Below are 24,511 nucleotides of genomic sequence, written 5' to 3'. Positions count from 1 at the left end.
CCGGTATAAGTATTGGTGTCGGGCGTGACGGTGCGCTGGCCGTCGACCGTTCGTGCGACTCTATTTGCTGTGTCCGCTCATCCTCTCGACGACCCCGTTCGCAATTCCCTCGACGGTCCGCTCTCGCGCTTTGCGGTCCGGCGTGGACGGATCGTGCGGGCGGATCCTGAGGTGTCTCCGTTTCTCGCGCACCCCGACGTGCTCGATCAGCAGGACTGGGATGACATCGAGGCCCTGTTCGGCCTGCGGACTGTGGTGGGGCTGGACGGTCCGGAGCGCGCACTGCCCGAGGGGTGGTCGCGGGTGGAGGCGTTCGGTCTGGTGCAGCTCATCGGCACCCACCTCGAGACGCGGCCCTTTTCCGAGGCCGTCGAGCTCACGGCAGCAGACGTCCCGGAGATGCTCGACTTGGTTCGCCGTACCGAGCCCGGGCCGTTCCTGGCCCGGACGATCGAGCTCGGCACGTACCTCGGGGTCCGGCGCGATGGCGCACTGATCGCAATGGCCGGTGAGCGCATGCACCCGCCGGGGTGGACGGAAATCAGCGCGGTATGCACCGACCCGGCATTCCGAGGGCACGGCCTGGCGACGGATCTGGTGCGCGCGGTCGGTCATGGAATCCGCGCCCGCGGCGAGGAGCCCTTTCTGCACGCGTCGGCGGCGAACGTGCGCGCGATCGACCTCTACCTCGCTATCGGATTCGAGTTGCGTCGGACATCGCAGTTGACGTTGGTGAGAACTCCGGAACGTGCGCCCGACGCCTGACGTCAGAACGGCGGTATCTCTTCGTCGCTTTGCCGTCATCGGTGTGCCCACGAACAAGGCGAGGCCGGGGCTCGGTCGCGTGGAGTGTGCGAGGGGCGGCCAACCGGTCAACCGCGAGAGCCCGCTCAGGGAGCGGGGGCGAGCAGGCGCTGTTCGGTGCGGTCGATGATCCGCGGGAAGGTCGCGTGGTCGCCGTAGGCACGGGCCAGGATCAGTCCGCCCTGAATCGTTGCGACCGCGTCCAAGGCACGGGCTGCCGCCTCCTGGGTCGAGAGCCCGCCTCGTTGCAGTGCCACGGCGAGAGCGTCGACCCAGTCCGTGAAGTAGTTCCGGACCGCTTCGGCGAATGTTGCCTTTTCCTGACCCAGCGTGATCGCCGCGAACAGGCACACGCTGTCGCGGGACATGAAGTAGTCGGTGACCTCCCGTGACATCGCTTCGATCGCACTCGTGGTGTTCTCGGTGGTGCGTAGGGGAACGAAGATCTGTTCCTCGAACCACGTGCCCACCTGCTCGAGGACCGCACGGGCCATGTCCGTCTTTCCTGCGGGAAAGAAGTGGTAGAGGCTGCCGCGGCCGAGCCCGGTCTCCTGCTGGATGACGGAAAGAGAGCCGCTCTCGAACCCGCGCTTGCGGAACACGTCGGCGAGGGCTCGGACCGCATCCGAGCGTTCGAGGACAGTTCGGGCCATTACAGTCCGAGGTCACTCAGGCCGGCGTGGTCGGCGGGACGGGGGCCGGATGCATCCCAGAAGAACTTACGGTCGGACTCCGTGATGGCGACGTCGTTGATGCTCGCGTGGCGGTGCGTCATCAGTCCGTCCTTGTCGAAGTGCCAGTTCTCGTTGCCGTAGGCGCGGAACCATTGGCCGGTCACGTCACGATACTCGTAGGCGAAGCGGACGGCGATCACGTCGCCTGTGTATGCCCACAGCTCTTTGATGAGCCGGTAGTCGAGCTCGCGGTCCCACTTGTCGGTGAGGAACTCCACGATCTCGGCGCGGCCTCGAACGAAGGTCGAGCGGTTACGCCACCAGCTGTCTTCGCTGTACGCGAGAGAGATGCGCGCGGGGTCGCGGGTGTTCCATGCGTCTTCGGCGGCGCGGACTTTCTGGATGGCCGTGGCCTCGGTGAACGGCGGAAGCGGAGGACGCGACATGTGGGGCTCCTATCGAAGCAGTCGGGCGTGCAAGTTGTACTGATCGATACACACTGTACCAAAAGGTACAGGCGGAGCCAATGGCTTCTCCTGACTGCTGATGGCCTCGCGCAGCGTGCGATCCGGCCGACAGGGTCTGCTCGAACTCGAGTTCCGGGAGCGGACGTGGCGACTGTGGGGTGCGTCGACGATCGATCAGTGGCTTCCGCTGGACGTGATGCGTCCCAAGAAGGACACTGCAGTGGTGCTGACTATCCGCCGCATCTCGCCGGTGTTCACCCCTGACGATCCTGAATTGGTTGCCCGTCTGATTCGCGAGCGCATGACCGCCCCGACATCACGCGCTCAGGCGTGACGCGCCCCGACGAGCGATTCACGCTCGCCAGTGAACGCACTTTTCTCGCCTGGCTACGGACCTCGCTCGGTCTGCTCGCAGGCGGAATTGCGATCGTCCACCTCGTCCCCGATTTCAGTACCGGATGGGTTCGGACGGCACTCGGTCTGATTCTGATTGCACTCGCCGCCGCGGCACCGATCATCGGCCTGCGGCGGTGGATGCGTGTTCGTGATGCTCTGGAGAACGGTGCACCGATGCCGGAGTCTCGAGACCTGTGGATCTTCGCGATCGGTATCGGCGCGGTGGCCGTATTGGCTGCAGTGGTCACCGTTCTGGGGATCCAGTAGGACTCGGTCGATCACCGCAGGTGCACAATCGATGTACTAGACGACCAACGACAGGAGTTCGGCGTGGCGCAGGGTCTCAAGCTCGGGTACAAGGCATCGGCGGAGCAGTTCGGGCCGCGTGAGTTGGTCGAGCTCGGTGTGCTCGCCGAGCAGCACGGAATGGACTCCGCGACGGTCAGTGACCATTTCCAGCCGTGGCGGCACGAGGGCGGGCATGCGCCGTTCTCGCTCGCGTGGATGACTGCCGTCGGTGAGCGAACCAAGACGATTCAACTCGGGACCTCGGTGCTCACGCCGACGTTCCGTTACAACCCGTCGGTCATCGCCCAGGCATTCGCGACGATGGGCTGCCTGTATCCCGGACGCATCATGCTGGGTGTCGGTACCGGTGAGGCGCTCAATGAAATTGCCACCGGGTTCACCGGCGAATGGCCGGAGTTCAAGGAACGATTCGCGCGCCTCCGTGAGTCCGTGCGGTTGATGCGCGAGCTCTGGCTCGGCGACCGCGTCGATTTCGAGGGCGACTACTACACGACCAAGGGCGCGTCGATCTACGACGTCCCCGAGGGCGGCATTCCCGTCTACATCGCGGCCGGCGGACCCGTCGTCGCGCGGTATGCAGGACGCGCGGGCGACGGGTTCATCTGCACCTCGGGCAAGGGCATGGAGCTTTACACCGACAAGCTGCTCCCGGCCGTGGAAGAGGGCGCGGGCAAGGCCGAGCGCGATGCGAGCAAGATCGACAAGATGATCGAGATCAAGATCAGCTACGACACCGATCCCGAACTCGCACTGGAGAATTGCCGGTTCTGGGCCCCGCTGTCGCTGACGCCCGAGCAGAAGCATTCGATCGACGACCCGATCGAGATGGAGAAGGCCGCCGACGAGCTGCCGATCGAGCAGGTCGCCAAGCGCTGGATCGTGGCCTCGGACCCGGATGAGGCCGTGGAGAAGGTCAAGCAGTACACCGATGCGGGCCTGAACCACTTGGTGTTCCACGCGCCCGGACACGATCAGAAGCGGTTCCTCGAACTGTTCGAGAAGGATCTGGCACCGCGCCTGCGCAAGCTCGGCTGAGGCTCAGGAGACTAGAGATCGGCCGAGAGTGCGAACAATCGCATGTCTCGGTCGGTCCTTGTCTCGTATTCCCCGTACACCTCGACCATCGCGTCGAACTGTCGGTAGATGCGGGCTTTCTCGTCGCCGGTGATTCGGGTGGCCGTCACCGGAATCTTCTTGCCGCCGATGGCCACAACGGCCTTCGGATCGGCAAGGAGGTTGGACGTCCACGCCGGGTGATGTTGCTGACCGAAATTGGATCCGACGACAAAGATCTTGTCGCCCTCGCGGTAGTACAGCAGCGGGCTCGTCCTCGGCTTGCCGGATTTCCGGCCGGTGGTGGTCAGCAACACCACCGGTGCCGCGATAGGGCCGAGGACAGTGAACCGGCCGTCGGATTTGGTCAACAGCCAGCGGTCGACGCCCGCGAGATTCCTGATCACCCAGGAACCGGGCTTGGTCGACGCGAACTTGACGGCGGGCTTGCGGATGAAGGAGGTCTCGCTGCCCCAGCGCACGTCCGGGAACGGTGAATCGGCCATGGTTCATAGGACAACCCGACTGCGCCCGGTGTCAACACCCCAACCACTAAGCAGGAGTGGAGCCTGCGGAACGACCACCACTAAGCTGTTGACCATGGCTGAGCCCAGCGGGACCGACGCGTCGGACATGTATCCCTCCAGCATCTACATCGCGTCACCGGAAGGCGACTCCGGTAAATCCACCATTGCGTTGGGTGTGCTGCAGATGCTCGCCGCGACGGCCGCCCGAGTGGGGGTGTTCAGGCCCATCGCTCGCTCCACGGACGAACCCGATTACATTCTGGAACTTCTCGTCGAGCACACCACCGCAGACCTCACCTACGAGCAGTCGCTCGGCGTGACCTACGAGCAGGTGCACACAGATCAGGACGCAGCGCTCAGCGAGATCGTCAATCGCTATCACGAGGTTGCTGCCCAGTGCGACGCTGTGGTGATCGTGGGCAGCGACTACACCGATGTCGGCAGCCCCAGTGAGCTCGGCTTCAACGCGCGGATCGCCGTCAATCTCGGTGCGCCGGTGCTGCTCGCACTGCGTGGGTCGGACCGCACACCCGACGAGATCGCGCAGTTGGCTGCTCTGTGCCAGGCCGAACTACGCCAACATCACGCCCACCTGGCCGCGATCGTGGCAAACCGCTGTGCCCCCGACGATCTCGATGCGGTCACCGATGCCTTGGCGTCGGTCGGGGTGCCGGCGTGGAGCCTGCCGGAGATCCCCCTCCTCGTCGCCCCGACCATGGCGGAGCTGCTCGACGCCGTCGACGGCACTCTCTACAGTGGTGATTCGTCGCTGCTGCAGCGAGAAGCGTTGCGGGTCATGGTCGGTGGCATGACTGCCGAACATATCCTCGAGCGCCTCACCGAGGGCGTCGTCGTCATCGCGCCCGCGGACCGATCGGACGTGCTGCTCGCCCTGGTCAATGCCCATGAGGCCGACGGCTTTCCGTCGCTGGCCGGCATCATCATGAACGGCGGCATCGAGCCCCATCCGGCCATTGCACGTCTGGTGGCCGGACTCGGCCCCCGGCTGCCGATCCTCACCACCGATCTCGGCACGTTCGACACCGCCTCCGCCGCGGCGCAGACCCGGGGCCGCGTCGCGGTGGGATCGCAGCGCAAGGTCGACACCGCACTGGGGTTGATGGAACAGCGAGTGGACGCGAAAACACTGTTGGGACGACTGGACATCGCCATCCCCACCATCACGACGCCGCAGATGTTCGAGTACCAGCTGATCCACCGAGCCCGCGCCGACCGCAAGCACATCGTCCTCCCCGAGGGCGGCGACGACCGCATCCTTCGGGCTGCCGGACGACTGCTGCAGCGTCAGGTTGCGGACCTCACGATCCTCGGTGAGGAGGGTCCCATTCGCCGACGGGCGTCGGAACTGGGCGTCGACCTCGACAAAGCCACCGTCCTCGATCCCAACAACTGCGAGTACACCGAGGACTTCGCGGCCGAATACACCGAACTGCGCAAGCACAAGGGCATGACGATCGAGCGTGCCCGCGAGATCATGGCCGACATCTCGTACTTCGGAACGATGATGGTGCACAAGGGAATCGCAGACGGCATGGTCTCGGGTGCGGCGCACACCACCGCGCACACCATCAAGCCGTCGTTCGAGATCATCAAGACCACCGAAGGAGTGTCGACGGTGTCGTCGATCTTCCTGATGTGCCTCTCGGATCGCGTACTCGCCTACGGAGACTGCGCCGTCGTACCGGACCCGACGGCCGAGCAGCTCGCCGACATCGCCGTGTCCTCGGCGCAGACTGCGGCCCAGTTCGGCATCGAGCCGCGGGTGGCCATGCTGTCCTACTCCACCGGAGAATCCGGTTCCGGAGCCGATGTGGACAAGGTTCGACAGGCCACTGCCATTGTGCGCGAACGAAATCCGGAGCTACTCGTGGAAGGTCCGATCCAGTACGACGCGGCGATCGAGCCGTCCGTCGCCGCGTCGAAGCTGCCCGACTCCGAGGTGGCCGGCCGTGCGACGGTGTTCATCTTCCCGGACCTCAACACCGGCAACAACACCTACAAGGCTGTTCAGCGCAGCGCCGGTGCCGTGGCCGTCGGGCCGGTTCTGCAGGGCCTGCGCAAACCCGTCAACGACCTCTCGCGCGGCGCACTCGTCGAGGACATCGTCAATACCGTTGCCATCACGGCTATTCAGGCGCAAGGAATTGCCGACTCGGCCAAGGAGAACAGTGAATCGTGAGCATCCTCGTCGTCAACTCCGGGTCGTCGTCGGTCAAGTTCCAGTTGGTCGACCCTGGCTCCGGTGAGTCGCTGGCCAGCGGTCTCGTCGAGCGTATCGGTGAATCCGACGGCCGCGTCGAACTCGACCATCGTGGTGAGAGCATCGAGCGTACCCAGCACATCGAGGATCACGGTGCCGGTTTGGCATCGGCGTTCGAGATGCTCGCCGACGCCGGCATCCAACTGGGCTCCGACGTCACTGCCGTCGGGCACCGCGTCGTCCATGGCGGTACGGTGTTCTACCGTCCGACGATCATCGACGACGCCGTAGTGCAGCAGATCTCGGACCTGAGTAGCCTTGCACCGCTGCACAACCCGCCGAACGTTCTCGGCATCGAAGTCGCCAGGAAGCAGCTGCCGAACGTGCCGCACGTGGCAGTCTTCGACACGGCCTTCTTTCATTCGCTGCCCGACGCAGCCGCGACCTATGCCATCGATGCGACCGTCGCCGCCGAGCACGACATCAGGCGCTACGGCTTCCACGGCACCTCGCACCACTACGTCTCGGATCAGGCGGCGCAGTTCCTCGGCCGCGAGCTCGCAGACCTGAATCAGATCGTGCTGCACCTGGGCAACGGAGCCTCGGCCTCCGCGGTTGCCGGGGGCAAAGCAGTCGACACCTCGATGGGCCTGACTCCGCTCGAGGGTCTGGTCATGGGAACCCGCAGCGGCGACATCGACCCCGGCGTCATCATGCATCTGCGCCGCAGCGCCGGCATGAGCGTCGACGACATCGATGCCCTGCTGAACCGTCGTTCCGGACTGATCGGGTTGTCCGGGGTCAACGATTTCCGGCAACTGCAGCAACGGATCGACGACGGTGACGCCTCCGCGCGGCTGGCCTACGACGTCTACATCCACCGACTGCGCAAATACATCGGCGCGTACATGCTCGGACTCGGCCGGCTCGATGTCGTCACGTTCACCGCCGGTGTCGGCGAGAATGCGGCCGCCGTGCGTGCCGACGCTCTGAAGAACCTCCAGGGATTCGGTATCGAAATCGACCCGGAGCGTAATGCGCTGCGCAGCAAGCAGGCTCGGGTCATCTCGACCGACTCGTCGACCGTGACCGTCTTGGTGGTGCCGACCAACGAGGAGCTGGCGATCGCTCGGGCGACGGCCGATCTGGTACGCGGCTAGAACAGGGAACCTAGAACAGGGATCGGGGCCGGATCGCGTTCGCCAGGTCCACCAGTGAGAAGCGGTGCGCGCGATCGGTGGCGTTGCGGGCCAATGCCCGCAGCCCCTTCTCGGTGCCACGCCGCAATCCGTCCTCGGTGAACGGGACGCTGAGAATCGGTTCGCGTTCGGCCGTGGCGGCGTGGCCGGAGACGATCCAGTCCAGGGCCATCGCGAGTACCAGCGTCCGCATCTGCAGTGCCCGGCTCTCTGCCTTGGGGAGCAACGCAACTCGGCGGGCGGCGGAACGGAAGTCCGCCTCGGACAGTTCGGCTCGCGAGCGATCCATCAGCAGCGTCAGCACGCTGGTCATGCGCGCCATCGAGTAGTGCCGTGAGCTGATCGGCACTTGATCCAGAGCGGCGATGGCTCCGGTCTGATCGCCGCGGCGCTGCAGCTGCCGGGCCAACCCGAACGCCGAGCTCACGATGCCTCGGTTGGTGCGCCAGACAGCTCGATAGAGGTCCTCGGCTCGGGCACGCCATTTCTCGGCTTCGTCGGCTCGGCCCGCGGCGACATGGCCGAGCAATTCGGAGGTCGCACCGAGAGCGAGCTTGGGTGCCAGCTCTCCGGGCATCGCCCCGAGCACGTTGTCGAAACTGGTGAACGCAGAATCGTATTCGTGATGCAGCAGGGCGATCAGGCCCGCATACCACTGCACCCGCCACGGATCGGCGGTGTGGTCCTCGGACTGCACCTTGGTCAGAATCTCGGTGGCCTCGACGACGTTCCCCAGATCCAGATTGGCTTTGACCTCGGCAAGGGTGATCTCCACCCCCAGCTCGACAGGGGACGAGGAGGGCGTGGAATCCGAGTTCTTGTCCGCGCCCGCGGAGATGCGTTCGATGCCGTTGCGTTTGGCGTGCTGCAACGAGTCCAGGGTCTGACGCGGTTCCACGTGCACCGCCGCCGCGAGCAGGGGCGCGCTCGGATCGTTGGGGTCCACCAGTGGAACAGGTAGCGCCGCAACAACTTCGGTAGCCGTCATTCGTTCGTTGCGGACCGTGCCGTCCACGTAGGTGTCGGTACGGCCCACCGACTGCTCGGTTCCGAAAGTGGTACGGGGCGGGCTGAACACGGTCGACAGGCCGGGACGCTCGACGCCGGTTCGGATGGCCAGGATCTCGCGCAGCACTCCGGTCGCCTGCCCGGCGAATTCGTCCGCGGACCGAAACCGTCGAGCGGGGTTCTCGTGAGTCGCTCGCAGCAGGAGTCGGTATAGCGACGGAAATTGCTGCAGCACTTCGGAATCCTCGACCGACGGCAGGCCGTCGAGGTACTTGCCGTTCTTCGAGGGCATGTCCAGCGTCAGTACCGCGAGCGTGCGACCCACAGTGAAGATGTCCGACGCCACCGTCGGCCCCGTCTTCACGATCTCCGGGGCCTGGTAGCCCACCGTGCCGTACAGGTAGCCGTAGTCCTCGATACCCGCTACCGCGCCGAGGTCGATGAGTTTGATCTGGTCGTCGGAGACCATGATGTTCTCGGGCTTGAGGTCGTTGTAGACCAGGCCGATCGAATGCAGGTAGCCCAGCGCAGGAAGCACTTCCAGGACGTAGGCGAGTGCCTGCTCGACGGGCATCCTGCCGCCGTCGCACGTACCGAGGATGTCTCGCAGAGACCGTCCACCGACGTACTCCATGACGATGAAGCCGACGGTCGACCCGTCGCTGCGGGGTTGCTCGACGAAGTTGTAGATCTTGACGACGCCGGGATGCGCTACCTCGGCCAGGAATTGACGTTCTGCGACCGCGACCGCGTGGGCTTCCTCGTCGCCGAAGTGCAGTAGTCCCTTGAGCACCACCCAGCGGTCGCTGACGTTGCGGTCGATGGCGAGGTAGATCCAGCCCAGGCCGCCGTGCGCGATACAACCCTGGACGTCGTACTGGCCGACCACTCGATCGCCCGGCTCGAGCAGGGGCGTGAAGTCGAACGTGGTGCCACAGTGCGGGCATACACCCTTGGCGATGTCGGGCTCACCGGGCTCGGTGCGGCCGACCTTGGCGTTGCACTTCCAGCAGAACCGCTTGTGTTGCGGCACCGTCGGATCCGACATCACCGCAGTTTCGGGATCGACCGGCTCCACCCTGGGGACATCGACCAGCCCGCCGCCGAGTCGACGTCGAAGGCCGGTGCTGCGCGATCGGCCGGATCTCGCGCGGCCCGTCTTCGAACGGGTGGAAGCAGAATGAGCAGTAGATGTCGGGTTCCGGTCGCCGACCGGCGACCGCGAGACGGCCTGAGTGCGCTCGACGCCGTCCGTCCCGGAGGGTCCGTCGGTGTTCCCTCCGACCGGTGTTCTCGATACTGCTCGGGTGCGCTCGCTGTCGTCGGCGCGCGCGACCGCCTGTGTTCGTTCCGCCGGGGCCGTGGGCTGCTGTTCGTCGTCGTCCATGATGTGAGCCCCTAGTCGCTGTACGACGCGGTCGGCGGGCCGGGGGAGGGGCCGAGGACCGTCAGCCATCGGTTGTAGAGGCGATTCCAGGTTCCGTCGGACCTGATGCGGGCCAACGTACCGTTGACGAAGCGCACCAGATCCTCGCTCTCTCGATTGATCCCGACCCCGTACGGCTCCGGGCTCAGGCTGTCGCCGACGATCTCGAGGTACGGGTCCTGCGCAGCCAGACCGGCCAGAATGGCGTCGTCGGTGCTGATGGCGTCGACCTGTCGTTGTTGCAGCACCACAAGGCAATCCGACCACATCGGCACGGTGACCACGGTCGCTGCGGGTTGCACTCGCTGCAGTCGTCGTAGTGAGGTGGTGCCCTCGACGGCGCAGACTCGTTTGCCCGCCAGGTCGCCGATGTCGCGAATACCAGAACCCTGCACCACCAGAATCCGGTGCTGCGCCTGGAAATACACCGTGGAGAACTGCACGTCCTTACGACGAGCGCACGTGATGGTCATGGTCTTGACCACGATGTCCACCGAGGAGTTCTGCAGGGCTTCCAGTCGCTGCGCCGAGGACAGGATCCGAAAGTCCAACCGATTCGGGTCACCGAAGAGGTCGCGCGAGATCTCCCGCGCGATATCGACGTCGAACCCGACCAGCTGACCGGTCATCGGATCGCGGAAGCTGAAAAGGTTGCTGCCCGTGTCGAGTCCGACGACCAAGCGGCCTTTCGCGCGCAGTGCGTCGATGGTCGGTTGTGGTACCGGCGGTGCGTCTGTGCCACTCGGCAGTGGGCGCAGGCTGGCGGTGGGGCGGGCGCACTCGTCGTCGGCCGAGGTCTCGGTGGGGCGAGCGGCTACGGATGCGCCGTCCGGTAGCGGCGGTTCGGTGAACGTCGTATCCACTTGCGGCACTGGGTTTTCCGGCGGAGTGCAGCCGACCAGCAGGGCAGTTGCCAGGATGCCGATGGCGAGCAGGCGCTTCACAGGTACTCACGCAGCCTCGGGAACAGGCCGACACCGAACGCCACCGAGGCGACGACGGTGAGCACGTACGCACCGTTGGACAGGCCGGACAACACTCCGACGGAGCGATCGATGTTGGAGCGCAGTTCGGCTCGTGCATTCTCTATTCCGTCGACCAGAACAGTGTCCAAAGCGTTGAAGGCGGCGGCGGAATCTGATTCTGCTGTTCCGGTGGCGATGGCGACCGCTCCGTTGAAGTCGCCGACTTCGAGGGCGGAATCGATTCGGGCATGCGAGCCGGACCACGTGTTCAGCGCGTCGATCACCGCCGTGTCACCCTGGAACATCTCGGACATGCGAGAGACGTTGGCGTCGAACGATTGTCCATAGTCCTGACTGCCGCCGCGGCGGGCGAGATCGAGGGTCTCGTCGGCCCTGGCCTGCTGCGCCAGGATGAAACCCGTCGTGTACGACTTCAGCGGAGCGACACCGCGATCGAGCGCACGGTCGGTGGCGATCGAGGAGATCAGTCCCACCACCAGCATCCAGCCGAGCAGACCGACGACAGCGGCTGTGGCACCGAGGAATCCGACGTTCAACGTTCGACGCGTGGTGCGCGAGAGGTACCACTGAGCCAGGCCGGTCATCAGCAGCAGGAACACCACCGACCCGATTGCGAAGAACGGCGGGCTGGTGAACCGTTCCTGATCGGCGGACACTCGTGATGCCTGCTCGGTGTACAGCTTCTCGGCCAGTGGCAACAGAGTTGTCTGCATCATGGTCGAGGCCTCACCGAGATAGGCCGCCCCCACCGGGTTTCCGGTTCGGTTGTTGGCCCTGGCGGTCTCGACCAGGCCGCTGTAGACCGGCAGTCCGGCGGCGATCTGTGTCAGCACCGCGCTGGTGGCCTCGTCGTTCTCGGTCACTCCGGCCGAGGCGGCGATCAGCTCCGACGACGCCTCGCCGAGTGCCTGCGAGTACCGATCGCGTACTTCTGCCGGCTCGAGACCGCCGGCAATGAACGCGGTTGCGGCAGCAGAATCGGCCACCGAGAGGGCCCCGTACAAATTCTGCGCCGAGTTCGCGAACGGCTCGGTCCGCACCAGCAGTGTGCCCAGGGTATCCACCCGCTCGGTGACGGCCGTGGACGCCAGATTTCCGACCGTCAACGCCAACACCACCAGCGCGGTGCCCATCGCTACCAACCGCGCAGGCGTCGAACGCATCGTGTAGCGAACCGGGGGCTTGCCGGTAACGGCACCGACGGGAGTGGCCGTTGTCGGAGGCACGGCAGCGGAGGGGGTAATGCCGGCCGCGATCACGTCACCGAGCATATAAGCAGGCGGGCGGTACTGCAGGCACTACAGCGCAGTCACTACGGGCGGATGATTCCCCTAGGGTGGTGAGCATGCGAGGTGACGGGGACGGTTGGGTGATCGGTGACGACGGTTCTCGGCACTGGGGAAAGCACGGGGCTGCCGGACTGTTGCTTCGCGCACCGTCGAACACCGGAGAACCACTCGTGCTGCTGCAGCACCGCGCCCTGTGGAGTCACCAAGGCGGAACGTGGGCGCTGCCCGGCGGGGCGCGTGACTCGCACGAGAGCACCGAGCACGCGGCCGTACGCGAGGCGCACGAGGAAGCCGGTATCGCTGCCGAACAGCTGTGCGTTCGGAGCGAACGGGTCACTGCGAGTGTCGCGAGCGGCTGGTCGTACACCACCGTCGTCGCCGACACCGATCATCCACTGACCACCGTCCCCAACGGTGAGAGCACCGAACTGCGCTGGGTACCGGAATCGATCGTCGCCGACCTTCCGTTGCATCCGGGGTTCGCGTCGAGCTGGTCGGGGCTGCGCACCGTGCCGCTCCGGGTACTGCTGGACACCGCCAACGTGCTCGGTTCACGACCGAACGGCTGGTGGAAGGACCGCGCCGGATCGACCGGCGCACTGCTCACCTCGCTCGCCGAGACGTTGCCGCGCACCGTCGAACTGCCCGGCGGCCAATACGGGTGGCTCACGAGAATCGAAGCCGTCCTCGAAGGCGAGGCCCGCAGCGCAGTGGTGGACGACCCACGCACCCCGACGATTCTCGCCGACGGCAGCGGCGACGACACCTTGGCCGATCAGGCCCGACTCGACGGAGATCTGACGGCATTGGTCACCGCCGACCGCGGACTGCGCAACCGGCTCCCCGATTCGGTGCAGGTGCTGACGCCGTCGACCGTGCTGGGTTGGCTCTAGGGGACTATCAGTACGTATTGCTCTCCGGTACAGGCGAGACCGGCGACGCCTGGATAGTTCATCAGCACTTAAAAAGCCTGGGTGCCTCCGTGGATCCATTCTGTGAACCCGGTGGCACAACACTGTCGTAAGCTCCGCCCAAACGGGCAGAGCCTTCCAACGACGCCGCGGGCTCCTCTTCCGTGCTGGTGACTGCACTTCGCTCTTCAAAATAGGACTTGGTGGTAAGTCCAGACGCGTATAGTCCGCATGATGACCCCGCCGGCCCCTTCTTCTGACACTTACTACTACGAAGACCAGGTCGGCAACCTCCAGGTTCTTCTCGAGGAAGTGACTCGGGCCCGGCCCGGATCGCCCGAAACTAGATTCGTTACCCCAGAAGACGAGGTTGTCAAGCGACTGTCGTCCAACTTTCATCACGTGTTATACGGGCGGCGCGGTACCGGAAAGTCCAGCCTTCTTCGTCAAATCGAATCCACGAGGAAGGCATCCGGACAACTCGTCGCATGGGCGGATCAAGAGACCTTTAAGGGTCTGTCCTACCCAGACGTTCTCGTCGGCACACTTGCTGAAGTGTTCACGCAGATATCTGTCCAGTTGAGAGCGCAGTCGCCTCTTGAAAAGAAGAAGATTTTTCGGAAAGCCGTACCACTGACGGCACAACAAAATTTGGCGGATGAGTTAGATCATGCTGTGCGCTCTCTGCGCGAGCTTCAAAAATCTCCGAGCGAGAGCGAAATCGAATGGACGGAAAATTACCTTACAGAATCCAACGTGGCGCACAATGGTGCGATTAAAACCTCAGCGAAAGCGGGCCCACTTGCAGGGACCTTCGACTACTCGAAAGGTCGATCAAACAAGGAGACCAGTGGTAAGGCGCTGGCTCAGCGGTACAGTGCAAAGAAGAGTGAACACCTCGAACGCGCTCTTTCGACCTACCGCACGCTTATGCTTGCGATAGGTAGGGCGTCTCCCAACACGTTTATAATTCTCGATGATTTTTACCATTTGAAGCAAGATGATCAGCCTGGAATAGCTGGCTACTTTCACCGCGCAGTCAAGGACACCGGGGTCTGGCTCAAGTTTGGATCTATAGCCTTGTGGACTCGGCTTTATGCGGGTGGCAATCCTCCTATTGGATTGCAGGCTCCGCACGACCTGCGCGACCTATCGCTGGACCGCGGCCTGCAGGAATTCAAGCGCTCGAAAAAATTCTTGGAAACGATCCTGAATCGACTTTGCGTAGAATGTGACGTCGATCCCAGTTCGCTATTTTCCGACGGTGCGCTCGACCGCCTAGTGCTAGCCGCCGGCGGAGTTCCTCGCGACTATATTGGTCTAGTCAGTGAAAGTATTGCGAGTGCTAAGAACCGCGGACCATCTGGAAAATCGGGCAGCGAACGCATCATCGCAGAAGACGTAAACTCCGCATCTGGTCGAACAGTTGAGACAAAGTACACCGACATGAGAGAAGACAGCGGTGGGGCGTCCGACGAACTAGAAGGCCTGGTGGTGAGGCTGACTGATCACTGTCGGAACACCAAGTCGTCATGTTTTCTCATCAATGCAAGCAATCGTGAACTTATTGACAAAACAAATCGGCTTCAAAATATGCGCTTTGTTCATACAGTCGCCCAAAATGAAACGGTGCCGAACCAGCAGTCTGACCGCTACAACGTGTATGTCCTCGACGTTTCCTTGCTTGCCGCACAAAGAGCCTGGCAGGTTGACTTTATGGGCTGGGTAAAGCGTGAAGGACGGCGCGCACGAAAGTTGGTTTACGTTCCGGGAGTCGCATCGATAACCGAGTCGGCAATTGCGTCGGAGTCGGCCGGAAGTGAAGTGACTCAGAATGACGGGAGTGCAGTAGTCGAGTCTGTCGAGTAGTACCTTGCCGCCAATTTCTCTTCGTCGGAAGTGCGTCTAAATTGTCGTTCTGGGTTGAAAACTCGTAGATTCCTTATTTTCTCGAAGACCAGGCACAAAGGATGGATCCAGAAACATTTCCCTGAACGCCACACTTACAGTTCGAGCAATCAGACATTATTAAAGCTCGTGTCGTATAACTGAGCTGCTCGACGAATCATATTGTCGTAGTGGAAGGGGCTGTTCGGCGGCGGTGCCGGGGTCTCAGTCACCAGTTCCACCGGACTGCCGTCATTCTTCGAGTCCACCACAAGGATCCCGAGCGCATCAAACCCCAGTTGCCCACTGTGGGGGCCCGACCTTCGGTGTATCTCCTCCATCTTCTCAATGGTCCTTATCGCAGCCTTCGGTTGTTGGTGTGCATTAACGGTGGTCGGCATGCCAGGGTGTTGCCTCAACGGGCTGACAAAGGAGTCCGAGCGATTGACCATCACGAGGCCTACTGCCAATGCGTTGTTGCTGTCGCCGTGGACCGTCTGATAGCTGGAGGTCAGTTCGTCATAAAGGCGAGACCGAGCCTTACTGTGCTCAGTCATGCAGGCCTTGGCTTCTAGGGCGACGAGGACAATTGCCCCAGCGTCACCGCGTGGACTGGTGGGCAAGGCTGTTAGAGCAGATTGCTCTTGTGCGGTCAGGCCAATTCCATACTTGTCTGCGAGGTCTACAAGATCCGTGGTTGTGATCCCAACATCGTCGCCCGTCCTCGCGACAACCAGATCCAGATTTTTGGTTCTGTTGGTCGTCCAATCATTGAGTTCTCTATTAATTCCGAACGCGACCTTGCCTGTTGCCGCATGCCGCTGCATTAGTGACGACGCGGATAGAAGATCGAAGAGCACTGCCCAGCAGGCGATTTTAGAATGATGGTCGCTGCGCGGATGATACTGCCACTGCGAACCGTTTTTGCTCACGACATTATTGGGCTTGGATAACGTGCGTGCGATGATTGCCGGGCCGTAAGTCACGCTGTCAAACCTGTGGTTGTCATTGAGTCGAGGTGATCCTCGACCTCGCTCAGAAAGTCTGGAGCGAATCGCAACGATCCAGCACGCGCCCGCTTTAGGAACCCCGCGGTCGCGCGTACGGACAAAGATGCGGAATCCTCAAGAAACTCCTCTATCGGCTGCATCGGCACCGCTTCCGGCCAGAGCGAAGAGACCCCGCCAGCCACGTAAGAGCCAGTCTTATCGCCCCAAGCCGCAATGGGCCACCGTCCGACTACCTGAAGGTCGGATTGGTTGTCGTAAGGGTGATGGGTCTCGACAAGTTGTTGGCCTACCCACTTCGACATTCGCGTACTGACTGCGTTTCCGACGAGCCGCCAACGACTGCCCGCACGAGCACCAGCATCGACCGCTGGGAGAGTCCACCCGGCCGGGAAGCCCTGCAGTTTCTCTGCGCCCCTGATGCCAAGGGTGACAATGCCACGACCGGGTAGCCAGATAGCGGGAGGGCTGGCGATGCCGAGCGTGGAGCCCGACTTGATCGTCGGTACACCGTTGACGGCCCAACCGAGGCCAGTTCTGCCCTCGGTCCAATAGAAGCCACACGGATCGTTACCAGTACGCAACTCGGTCGGTGGTTCAGCGTTGCCACTGAATAGCACTGAACGCGGGTCTTCGTCGCGCGAAGCGAGCATCACCACACGGTGCCGACGCTGTGGGAGACCAAACGCCCGGGCGTCAACGACTCGGTAGGCCCAGCGATACCCGAGGCCAGTCAATGACTGTGTGAGGTGGTGCATGGCAGCGCCGCGATCAAGTTGAAGCATGAACGGCACATTCTCAAGTAGTAACCACCTTGGGCCCTGCTTGCGCTTGATGAGGCGGAACACCTCGCCAACGAGGCCTGATCGCGAGCCGGTGATCCCGGCGGTCCTACCCGCTTGCGAAAGGTCCTGACAGGGGAAGCCTGCCGCGACAAGCTCGGTGCCTTTAGGCAACGAACGCAGCCTACGCACGTCATCTACGGTGTCGACGTTGTCGAACTGGGTGTCAAGCACCTTACGTGCGGCAGGATCGATTTCACACATCAGTGTGGTGTTGAATCCGGCTTGGTTGAGGCCGATCTCCAATCCGCCGATGCCGGCGAACAGTCCTACCGCGTCCACTTAACCTCCACTATTTGTTCTGCTCAAGACCGTACGTCAGGTGTCTGACGTTTTCTCGATGCCACGCAAACGCGGGGCCGCAAGATGCGGCGTCGACGCCCTAGTGCCCGCTAAATTGCGCGTGTTATCGCCTCCGGCCGGAGGCATGTTTTTTCAACCGTGCGACGAAAGCTGCCTGCCTCGGTGCCGGATCAGATCGTGCCCGCCACGTCCAGCCGCGATGAGAATTGGGCCTATGGCCCCGCTGGCAGTACGAGTGGGCAGCGGCTCCCCCGGAGTCCGGCCCTCGCTGACCTAACTACATGCAGCACACCGGGTACGTCCGTACGGTCGAGTAGGTGCGTGACAAGTGGCGGTGGCCGGCAGTGGTGCTCGGCATCGCTCTGCTCCTGGCCACCCCCTCGGTGATCGAACGCTGGCCCGTCGACGCGTCGAACATCGCCGCGGCCGAACTGCTCTCCCGAGTCCAGTCCTCCACTGCGACCCCGTATTCGGGCTACGCCCAGGCGGTAGGGGGTGTGACGCTGCCGGTGACCGACGGACTCGGGGGCCTTCCGGATCTGCTGGGCGACACCACGACCCTGCGCGCTTGGTATCGCGGCCCGGACAGCTGGCGTGTCGACACCGTGCGTCTCGCCGGTGAACGTGGCCTCTACCGGAGCCCGGCTCGACTGTGGAGATGGGACTACGAACAGAACACGGCAGTGGTGACACCGGTCCCCGAGCCGAGCCTGCGCCTGCCTCGCGAAGCCGACCTGCTCCCCCCGGAGCTGGGGCAGCGGTTGCTCAGCGAAGCGAGCGCAGACGATGTCACCCGGCTGCCGGATCGCCGGATCGCCGGCCGGGACGCCCCTGGCCTTCGGGTGATTCCCAGCGAGCCGCAGAGCACCGTCACCGAAGTCGATGTGTGGGTCGACCCCGACAGCGGGTTGCCGCTGCAGGTCGACGTGCTGGGCGACGGGGCCACTCGCCCGATCGTCAGCACCGCGTTCCTCGACTTCTCCTCGGCGACCCCCGACGCCGACACCGTTCGTTTCGTCCCACCGCCGGGAACCGATGTGCAGCAACAGGATGGACTCGATATCGCCTCGTTCGCCGACGGGATCGACTCCGCCCGTCTTCCTCAGGCTCTGGCCGGACTCGACCTGGGTGACCGCGACGGCCAGGGTGCGGTGGGAATCTACGGCCGCGGAGTGACCGAGTTGATCGCCGCTCCGCTGCCGCGCCGCGCGGCACGCGGACTCGTCGACCAGTTACGGGAAGCCCCGGGCGCAGTCGTGACCGGCAGCAGCGTCGCGCTGTCGATCGGGCCGCTCAACGTCCTCATCACCGAGCCCACCGCCGACCGGCGGCGCTACCTGCTCTCCGGCACCGTCACCCCGGAAACCTTGGCCACCGCCGCCCAGCAGCTCGAAGGAGCAGCCACATGATTCGCACGACCGGCCTGACCAAGAGTTACGGATCGGTGCGGGCAGTGGACGGCGTCGACCTCGACGTGCGTGCCGGCGACATCTACGGCTTCGTCGGTGCGAACGGCTCCGGCAAGACGACGACCGTGCGGATGTTGCTCGGCCTGGTCCTGGCCACCTCCGGGCAGATGCAGGTGTTGGGCGAGGAGATGCCGCGGCGACGCACGAGCGTGCTGCCGCGGGTGGGCGCGCTGATCGAGAACCCCGCCGCTTACCCCAATCTCTCCGGACGCCGGAACCTCACGCTGCTCGACGCGGCCGGGCCGGGTGGTGCCCGGCGCACCCGGACTGCCCGGGTCGGCGAGGCCCTCGAGCAGGTCGGCCTCGCGGGGGTGGGACGCAGACCGGTCAAGCAGTACTCGCTCGGCATGCGGCAGCGTCTCGGCTTGGCTGCGGCGCTCATGCGCACCCCCGAGCTGCTGATACTCGACGAGCCGACCAACGGTCTCGACCCGCAGGGAATCCTGGAGATTCGAGAGTTGCTGCTGGGCCTGCACGCCCGGGGCACCACGGTGTTCCTGTCCAGCCACCTGCTGGCCGAGGTGGAACAACTGTGCGACCGAGTGGGCGTGCTCGATCGGGGTCGCCTCGTTCTGCAGGATCAGCTCTCCGCGTTCCAGCAGCCCACCGGTCGAGTACTCGTGTCCACCCTGGACCCGGCCGAGGCCGTCACCGTGCTCGCTGAAGTCGAGAACGCCACCGTGCTCGAGCGTGACGGGCAGCAACTCGTGATCGAACACCCCGACTCGGCCCTGCTCAATCGACTGCTCGTCGACGGTGGGGTGCGGGTGAGCGAGCTGACGACGCAGCAGATGAGTCTGGAGCAGTCCGTGCTGGCCGTCACCGGCGCCAGTGCCGACCGGGTCGACGGTCCCGCCCGGAAGAAGGTGACCGCATGATCGGCGTCGAGCTGCGCGCGATGCTTCGCCGACCCCGCACCTGGGTCGTCATCCTGCTGCTCAACCTGCTGCCCACCATCGTCGCGGGCCTACTGGCCTTGACCGATGTGGGCCCGCGCCCGGGAGAGGGTCCCGCCTTTCTCTCCGCAGTGACCACCAACGGCCAGCTTTTCCCGCTCGCCGCGCTCGCGATAGTGCTTCCGCTGTTCCTGCCCGTCGCGGTGTCGGTCATTGCCGGCGATTCCGTCGCCGGGGAGGCACAGGCCGGCACCCTGCGCTACCTGCTGGCCCGTCCGGTGGGACGGACGAAGCTACTGGTGGCGAAGCTCATCTCGGTGGCCGCCTTCGTGCTACTGGCGGTGGTCATCGTGGCCGCCGTCGCATACTTCGTCGGGACGACTCTGTTCGACACCACGTCGTTGGCCGGCGTCGCCAGCGTCTCGGGCACGGTGCTGACCGATCAACAGGTCGCCGTACGCACCGTCATCGCTGTGCTCTACGTGACGCTGTCGATGCTCGGAGTCGCTGCCATGGGGTTGTTCCTCTCGACCCTGACCGACTCCCCGCTCGCCGCGACGCTGGGCGCGTTGGCCTTCCTCATCGCCAGCTCGTTGCTGCTGACCCTGGATGCGGCCGACGCCATCGCGACGTACTTGCCGACGCGGTACTGGCTGGCTTTCGTCGACCTGTTCCGCGATCCGGTGCCGACGCGGGACCTGGTCCGCGGCGTCGGCCTGCAGGGCGTCTACGTCGTCGTCCTTCTGGGCGCGGCATGGGCCAATTTCACGACCAAGGACATCACGAGCTGAGTCGGCTGCAATCGGCCGCGCCGAGCTGGGTGGTGGAGCTGCTGCCGAGCTGGGCGGACACCATTGCAGCGACGAGAGGATCGCGGGGCAGGTTTCCGTGATCGACGGTGGAATCGGCACACACGCTCTGCACTGGAATGGCGATGGCCCCGTCGAGTTCGGCCGAATTGGGCGGGGTCACCACCTGATCCAGCTGGGTCCAGATCGACACCCACTGCGGCCCCTCCGGGGTCTCGTCGCCGGAGTTCAGGGCGGCGAGCACGGAGCTGTCCGGGGCGAGCTGCTGACAGGCCGTCGGGCATCGGTCGGGCAGAACCTGGGCCGCCAGCCCGGCCACCTGGGTGCCGTGATGCGGGGAGCCGAGCGTCACGATGCGCCGGGCCTGCTCGGCACCGCCCAGGTCGGCTGCCCAGATCCGGGCCACCACACCGCCGGCGGAATACCCGACGACGTCGACCGAGGTTGCCCCGGTCCGGTTCAGAGCCTCGTCGGCCGCGTCGCGCAGCGTCTGCGCCTGCACGGTCAGATCGCCGACGCCACCATCGGGCAGGGCCACCACGGTGGCGTCGCGTCCGTCTTCGCGCAGCCCGGCCGCGAGCACGTCGAGCGCATCGGTGGAACCGCCGAAACCGGGGACCAGCAGCACCGGGCCCGGCACGGATTGGTCGACGCTCGCCACGGGATCGCTCGTGACGCGCGAAGCGACGAATGCCGCCACGGCCGCGACGACCCCCACCAGGACAAGGGCGAGCACAACGAACACGAAACGACGGCGGGCCGGGGCCAGGGAGGAGAACACCCCGTCCAGTGTGCCCCGGCTAGACCTGCAGAGCCTGGACCAGCTCGCGAGCGGCTGCCTGTGGGTCCCGAGCTTCGGTGATGGCGCGAACCACCACGATGCGGTCGGCACCGGCTGCTCTGACCTGATCCACGTTGGTGGCGTCGACTCCGCCGATCGCGAACCACGGCCGCTCGGGCAGCGCGTCCGCGGTGGCCCGCAGAGTCTCGAGGCCGGCGGCGGATCGGTTGGGCTTGGTGGGCGTCGGCCACACCGGCCCGACGGCGAAATAGTCGACGCCGTCCTCGATCGCGGCGAGCGAGGACTGGGCCCGGTTCTGCGTCGAGCGGCCGATCACCACATCCGGACCCAGGATCTGGCGGGCATAGTGCACGGGCAGATCGCCCTGACCGAGATGCAGCACGTCCGCGCCGGAGGCCAGCGCCAGATCCGCGCGATCGTTGACCGCCAGCAGCGCACCGTGCCGCTTGGTCGCGGCGAGCAGAATTGCCAGCGCAGCGAGCTCGTCCTTGGCTTCGAGCGGACCGAACTCGCGCTCTCCGGCGGAGTTCTTGTCGCGCAGCTGAATGATGTCGACGCCACCGGACAATGCGGCCTCGGCGAACTGCGCGAGATCGCCCTTGTCGCGCCTGGCATCGGTACACAAGTACAGGCGAGCGGACGCAAGACGCTCACGGGGAGTCTGATTGCGGGCGGTCTGAGATGGATGCACGAAACGAACTGTATTCTCATGGTGGCCGCCACCGACGACGGAGTGGCCGAGATATCGCGGGAGTCCCGAGGATCGTGGGGCTGAGAGTGGGTTCGCCGCCCTTACCGTCAATACCTGAACCCGATCATGCGGGCGCAGGGAGTGAGGACGTGAATCGCGTGTACATCGTCGTTATCGGCGGAGGCGTCATCGGGCTGTCGACGGCGCTCCGCCTGAGCCGGGACGGTCACCGAGTGGCCGTGCACGATCCAGCTCTGGGCAAGGGCGCGTCCTGGGTGGCGGGCGGCATGCTGGCCCCGTTGTCCGAGGGGTGGCCGGGCGAACACGAACTCCTGCACCTCGGTGCCGCCTCGCTGGAGCGGTGGCCGGACTTTGCCGAGCGCCTGCCCGGCCCCTCGGTGTTCTCCGCGACCGGATCGGTGACGGTTGCCCTCGATTCCGCGGATGCCGCCGATCTGCGGACCGTTGCCGAGTGGGTGGGCGAGCAGGGTCACGAACTGCAGATTCTCGGACGCGCAGAGCTGCGGGAGCTCGAACCTGCACTGGCGCAGAACATTCGGCTCGGATTGTTGGCTCCGACCGAGCTTTCTGTCGACAACCGGGCGCTGATCGTTGCGCTCGAGCAGGCGTGTCTCGATGCGGGAGTGGAATTCTCCGAGACCTCCGTTCAGACTTTGCCCGACGCCGATCAGGTGGTCCTGGCCGCCGGTGCGCAGTCGGCGGCGCTGTGGCCCACGTTGCCCGTCCGTCCGGTCAAGGGCGAAATCCTGCGGCTGCGTCGTCGACCGAGCGCTGCGCCACCGCCATCTCGCACCGTTCGCGGAACCGTGCACGGCAGGGCGATCTACCTGGTGCCGCGCGGCGACGGATTGGTCGTCGGCGCAACACAATACGAATCCGGTGGGGACACGCAGGTGACCGTAGCGGGGGTGCGTGACCTGATCGCCGACGCCGAACGGCTCATGCCGAGTATCGGCGAATACGAACTGTACGAAACCGCCGCCGGACTGCGGCCCATGAGCCCGGACGGACTACCGATCATCGGCAGGCTGTCTCCCCAGGTGATCGTCGCTACCGGCCACGGCCGCAACGGCATCCTACTGGCTCCCATCACCGCCGACGCCGTTGCCGCGCTGATCATGGGTGAGCAGTTACCCGAGGCGAAAGCTGCTTCCCCTGAACGCTTCTCACAGATCGAAAGGACACCATGACCCAGGTTGCTATCGGTATCACCGTCAACGGCGAGGACCATCTGCTCACCGAGGACATGACCGTGCGTCGGCTGCTCGAATTCCTGGGCATGCCGGAGAAGGGCATCGCCGTTGCCGTCGACGGCGCCGTGCTGCCCAAGAGTCGATGGGACACCACCGACGTCGAAAAGGGTTGGACCATCGACGTTCTCACGGCGGTTCAGGGTGGCTAGCGCACTCACCATCGCCGGTCGCACGTTCACCTCCCGGCTCATCACCGGCACCGGGGGAGCGGCCAATCTCGCGGTACTCGAGGAAGCCCTCGTCGCATCCGGAACCGAACTGACCACCGTTGCGATGCGCCGCGTCGACGCCGCCGGTGGGACGGGAGTCCTGGATCTGCTGCGCCGGTTGAACATCGCGCCACTGCCGAACACCGCAGGATGCCGAGGATCGGCCGAGGCAGTACTCACCGCGCAGCTGGGCCGCGAAGCGCTCGAGACCGACTGGGTCAAACTCGAAGTGATCGCCGACGAGCGCACGCTGCTGCCCGACGCCATCGAACTGGTCAAAGCCGCAGAACAACTCGTCGACGACGGCTTCCAGGTGCTGCCGTACACCACCGACGACCCGGTACTGGCCAAGCGCCTCGAGGACATCGGCTGCGTGGCCGTCATGCCGCTCGGCTCACCCATCGGCACCGGCCTCGGAATCGCCAACCCGCACAACATCGAGATGATCGTCGACGCCGCCTCGGTGCCGGTGATCCTCGACGCGGGCATCGGTACGGCCAGCGACGCCACCCTTGCGATGGAACTCGGCTGCGACGCAGTGCTGCTCGCGACCGCGGTGACCCGGGCCAAGGATCCCGCGCTGATGGCGTCGGCGATGCGACACGCGGTAGCGGCGGGATATCAGGCCCGACACGCGGGCCGTATCCCGAAACGATTCTGGGCGCAGGCCAGCTCGCCCATGTGAGCGGTGCGTCGGCCTAGCTCGGTCCCGGTCCTGATCCCGATCCCGGTCCCGGTCCTGATCCCGGCCTAGCCCGGTCCCAGTCCTGATCCCGGCCTGGTCTCAGTCCCGGTCCCGGTCCTCGCAAACGCGCGCGCGTTTGCGGCTGAGTGCGGTCGATGCAACCGGCTGTCTCGGCGGCGCAGCGGCACCCTGCTTATCAGGCGCTTACCCGGCAAACGCGCGCGCGTTTGCCAAACGCGCGCAGAATAGTGGCGAATACGAGGGCGAATCGGTAGTTGTCAACCTGTCTGAGACAGGTGGATGTTGATTCCGGTCGGTGTTGGTAACGATGGTGCGGTGGGTTGGGCCCGGAATCGTTCGGGGTGGG

24 protein-coding genes are annotated in these 24,511 nt (G+C 64.7%); 14 read left to right on the top strand and 10 right to left on the bottom strand.

Features of this window, described 5'->3' with window-relative positions; all coding sequences use genetic code 11:
* The first annotated feature begins 69 nt into the window (after window positions 1-69).
* Window positions 70-765: a GNAT family N-acetyltransferase gene (locus tag ASG84_RS08525; protein ID WP_082520889.1), complete on the top strand. Its 696-nt coding sequence runs from the start codon at window positions 70-72 to the stop codon at window positions 763-765.
* A 125-nt stretch (window positions 766-890) separates the two neighbouring features.
* On the opposite strand, the gene ASG84_RS08520 is transcribed toward ASG84_RS08525, so the two are convergent.
* Both ASG84_RS08520 and ASG84_RS08515 read right to left on the bottom strand, forming a co-directional pair.
* Entirely contained in the window at window positions 891-1,457 is a 567-nt protein-coding gene (locus ASG84_RS08520) for a TetR/AcrR family transcriptional regulator (protein WP_057476585.1), read from the bottom strand.
* Entirely contained in the window at window positions 1,457-1,924 is a 468-nt protein-coding gene (locus ASG84_RS08515; protein WP_057476584.1) for a nuclear transport factor 2 family protein, read from the bottom strand. The genes ASG84_RS08520 and ASG84_RS08515 overlap by 1 nt, the downstream gene beginning before the upstream one ends.
* A 100-nt stretch (window positions 1,925-2,024) precedes the next feature.
* On the opposite strand from ASG84_RS08515, the gene ASG84_RS08510 reads away from it, so the two are divergent.
* The 3 genes from ASG84_RS08510 (at window position 2,025) to fgd (ending at window position 3,685) form a co-directional block, all read left to right on the top strand.
* Window positions 2,025-2,279, top strand: coding sequence for a hypothetical protein (locus ASG84_RS08510; RefSeq protein WP_057476583.1), 255 nt, complete (start codon window positions 2,025-2,027; stop codon window positions 2,277-2,279).
* Complete coding sequence (locus tag ASG84_RS08505; RefSeq protein WP_082520879.1) at window positions 2,276-2,608, top strand: YidH family protein; 333 nt, start codon at window positions 2,276-2,278, stop codon at window positions 2,606-2,608. The genes ASG84_RS08510 and ASG84_RS08505 overlap by 4 nt, the downstream gene beginning before the upstream one ends.
* 63 nt (window positions 2,609-2,671) lie before the next feature.
* Window positions 2,672-3,685 (top strand): glucose-6-phosphate dehydrogenase (coenzyme-F420), encoded by a 1,014-nt coding sequence (gene fgd, locus ASG84_RS08500; protein ID WP_057476581.1) that lies wholly within the window; start codon window positions 2,672-2,674, stop codon window positions 3,683-3,685.
* Between the two features lie 11 nt (window positions 3,686-3,696).
* Here the strand turns inward: fgd and ASG84_RS08495 are convergent, their stop codons facing one another.
* Complete coding sequence (locus ASG84_RS08495; RefSeq protein WP_057476580.1) at window positions 3,697-4,209, bottom strand: nitroreductase/quinone reductase family protein; 513 nt, start codon at window positions 4,207-4,209, stop codon at window positions 3,697-3,699.
* A gap of 94 nt (window positions 4,210-4,303) precedes the next feature.
* On the opposite strand from ASG84_RS08495, the gene pta reads away from it, so the two are divergent.
* Both pta and ASG84_RS08485 read left to right on the top strand, forming a co-directional pair.
* Window positions 4,304-6,430 carry a phosphate acetyltransferase gene (pta, locus tag ASG84_RS08490; RefSeq protein ID WP_057476579.1) on the top strand — a complete coding sequence of 709 codons (2,127 nt, stop codon included), beginning with the start codon at window positions 4,304-4,306 and terminating at the stop codon, window positions 6,428-6,430.
* The gene (locus tag ASG84_RS08485; protein WP_057476578.1) at window positions 6,427-7,611 is read left to right on the top strand and encodes an acetate kinase; all 1,185 of its coding nucleotides are present in this window, start codon (window positions 6,427-6,429) and stop codon (window positions 7,609-7,611) included. Before pta ends, ASG84_RS08485 begins: the two co-directional genes overlap by 4 nt.
* Window positions 7,612-7,621: 10 nt before the next feature.
* Here the strand turns inward: ASG84_RS08485 and ASG84_RS08480 are convergent, their stop codons facing one another.
* Genes ASG84_RS08480 through ASG84_RS08470 form a run of 3 tightly spaced genes read right to left on the bottom strand, consistent with a single transcriptional unit; the run spans window position 7,622 to window position 12,329 of the window.
* Window positions 7,622-10,045 carry a serine/threonine-protein kinase gene (locus ASG84_RS08480; RefSeq protein WP_082520878.1) on the bottom strand — a complete coding sequence of 808 codons (2,424 nt, stop codon included), beginning with the start codon at window positions 10,043-10,045 and terminating at the stop codon, window positions 7,622-7,624.
* Between the two features lie 11 nt (window positions 10,046-10,056).
* Entirely contained in the window at window positions 10,057-11,028 is a 972-nt protein-coding gene (locus ASG84_RS08475) for a glutamate ABC transporter substrate-binding protein (protein WP_057476577.1), read from the bottom strand.
* On the bottom strand, window positions 11,025-12,329 hold the full coding sequence (locus ASG84_RS08470) for a hypothetical protein (protein ID WP_235581593.1): 1,305 nt from the start codon (window positions 12,327-12,329) through the stop codon (window positions 11,025-11,027). The genes ASG84_RS08475 and ASG84_RS08470 overlap by 4 nt, the downstream gene beginning before the upstream one ends.
* A gap of 86 nt (window positions 12,330-12,415) precedes the next feature.
* Here ASG84_RS08470 and ASG84_RS08465 point away from each other — a divergent pair, with 86 nt between their 5' ends.
* Window positions 12,416-13,252: an NUDIX hydrolase gene (locus ASG84_RS08465; protein ID WP_057476756.1), complete on the top strand. Its 837-nt coding sequence runs from the start codon at window positions 12,416-12,418 to the stop codon at window positions 13,250-13,252.
* 252 nt (window positions 13,253-13,504) lie between these two features.
* Window positions 13,505-15,139 (top strand): hypothetical protein, encoded by a 1,635-nt coding sequence (locus tag ASG84_RS08460; protein WP_156399432.1) that lies wholly within the window; start codon window positions 13,505-13,507, stop codon window positions 15,137-15,139.
* Between the two features lie 149 nt (window positions 15,140-15,288).
* Here the strand turns inward: ASG84_RS08460 and ASG84_RS08455 are convergent, their stop codons facing one another.
* A complete protein-coding gene (locus ASG84_RS08455) occupies window positions 15,289-16,143 on the bottom strand; it encodes a hypothetical protein (RefSeq protein ID WP_057476574.1) in 855 nt (284 codons plus the stop codon).
* Window positions 16,140-17,288 carry a DNA cytosine methyltransferase gene (locus ASG84_RS08450; protein ID WP_057476573.1) on the bottom strand — a complete coding sequence of 383 codons (1,149 nt, stop codon included), beginning with the start codon at window positions 17,286-17,288 and terminating at the stop codon, window positions 16,140-16,142. The genes ASG84_RS08455 and ASG84_RS08450 overlap by 4 nt, the downstream gene beginning before the upstream one ends.
* A 338-nt stretch (window positions 17,289-17,626) precedes the next feature.
* Here ASG84_RS08450 and ASG84_RS08445 point away from each other — a divergent pair, with 338 nt between their 5' ends.
* From ASG84_RS08445 to ASG84_RS08435, 3 genes are read left to right on the top strand one after another with little or no spacing between them, the layout of a single operon-like run.
* Entirely contained in the window at window positions 17,627-18,718 is a 1,092-nt protein-coding gene (locus ASG84_RS08445) for a LolA family protein (protein WP_057476572.1), read from the top strand.
* A complete protein-coding gene (locus ASG84_RS08440; RefSeq protein ID WP_057476571.1) occupies window positions 18,715-19,656 on the top strand; it encodes an ABC transporter ATP-binding protein in 942 nt (313 codons plus the stop codon). The genes ASG84_RS08445 and ASG84_RS08440 overlap by 4 nt, the downstream gene beginning before the upstream one ends.
* Entirely contained in the window at window positions 19,653-20,465 is an 813-nt protein-coding gene (locus ASG84_RS08435; protein WP_057476570.1) for an ABC transporter permease, read from the top strand. The genes ASG84_RS08440 and ASG84_RS08435 overlap by 4 nt, the downstream gene beginning before the upstream one ends.
* Here ASG84_RS08435 and ASG84_RS08430 read toward each other — a convergent pair.
* Entirely contained in the window at window positions 20,455-21,264 is an 810-nt protein-coding gene (locus tag ASG84_RS08430) for a lipase family alpha/beta hydrolase (protein ID WP_156399431.1), read from the bottom strand. The genes ASG84_RS08435 and ASG84_RS08430 overlap by 11 nt on opposite strands.
* Window positions 21,265-21,283: 19 nt before the next feature.
* Window positions 21,284-21,976: a thiamine phosphate synthase gene (gene thiE / locus ASG84_RS08425; protein WP_057476569.1), complete on the bottom strand. Its 693-nt coding sequence runs from the start codon at window positions 21,974-21,976 to the stop codon at window positions 21,284-21,286.
* A 158-nt stretch (window positions 21,977-22,134) separates the two neighbouring features.
* Here thiE and thiO point away from each other — a divergent pair, with 158 nt between their 5' ends.
* Genes thiO through ASG84_RS08410 form a run of 3 tightly spaced genes read left to right on the top strand, consistent with a single transcriptional unit; the run spans window position 22,135 to window position 24,144 of the window.
* Window positions 22,135-23,187 (top strand): glycine oxidase ThiO, encoded by a 1,053-nt coding sequence (gene thiO, locus ASG84_RS08420; RefSeq protein WP_235581598.1) that lies wholly within the window; start codon window positions 22,135-22,137, stop codon window positions 23,185-23,187.
* Window positions 23,184-23,399 carry a sulfur carrier protein ThiS gene (thiS, locus tag ASG84_RS08415; RefSeq protein ID WP_057476568.1) on the top strand — a complete coding sequence of 72 codons (216 nt, stop codon included), beginning with the start codon at window positions 23,184-23,186 and terminating at the stop codon, window positions 23,397-23,399. Before thiO ends, thiS begins: the two co-directional genes overlap by 4 nt.
* Window positions 23,392-24,144 (top strand): thiazole synthase, encoded by a 753-nt coding sequence (locus ASG84_RS08410; RefSeq protein WP_057476567.1) that lies wholly within the window; start codon window positions 23,392-23,394, stop codon window positions 24,142-24,144. The genes thiS and ASG84_RS08410 overlap by 8 nt, the downstream gene beginning before the upstream one ends.
* Window positions 24,145-24,511: the final 367 nt, after the last annotated feature.

Source organism: Rhodococcus sp. Leaf278 (genome assembly GCF_001426085.1).
Taxonomy (GTDB): Bacteria; Actinomycetota; Actinomycetes; order Mycobacteriales; family Mycobacteriaceae; genus Rhodococcoides.
This window is presented reverse-complemented; position numbering and strand designations above follow the sequence as displayed.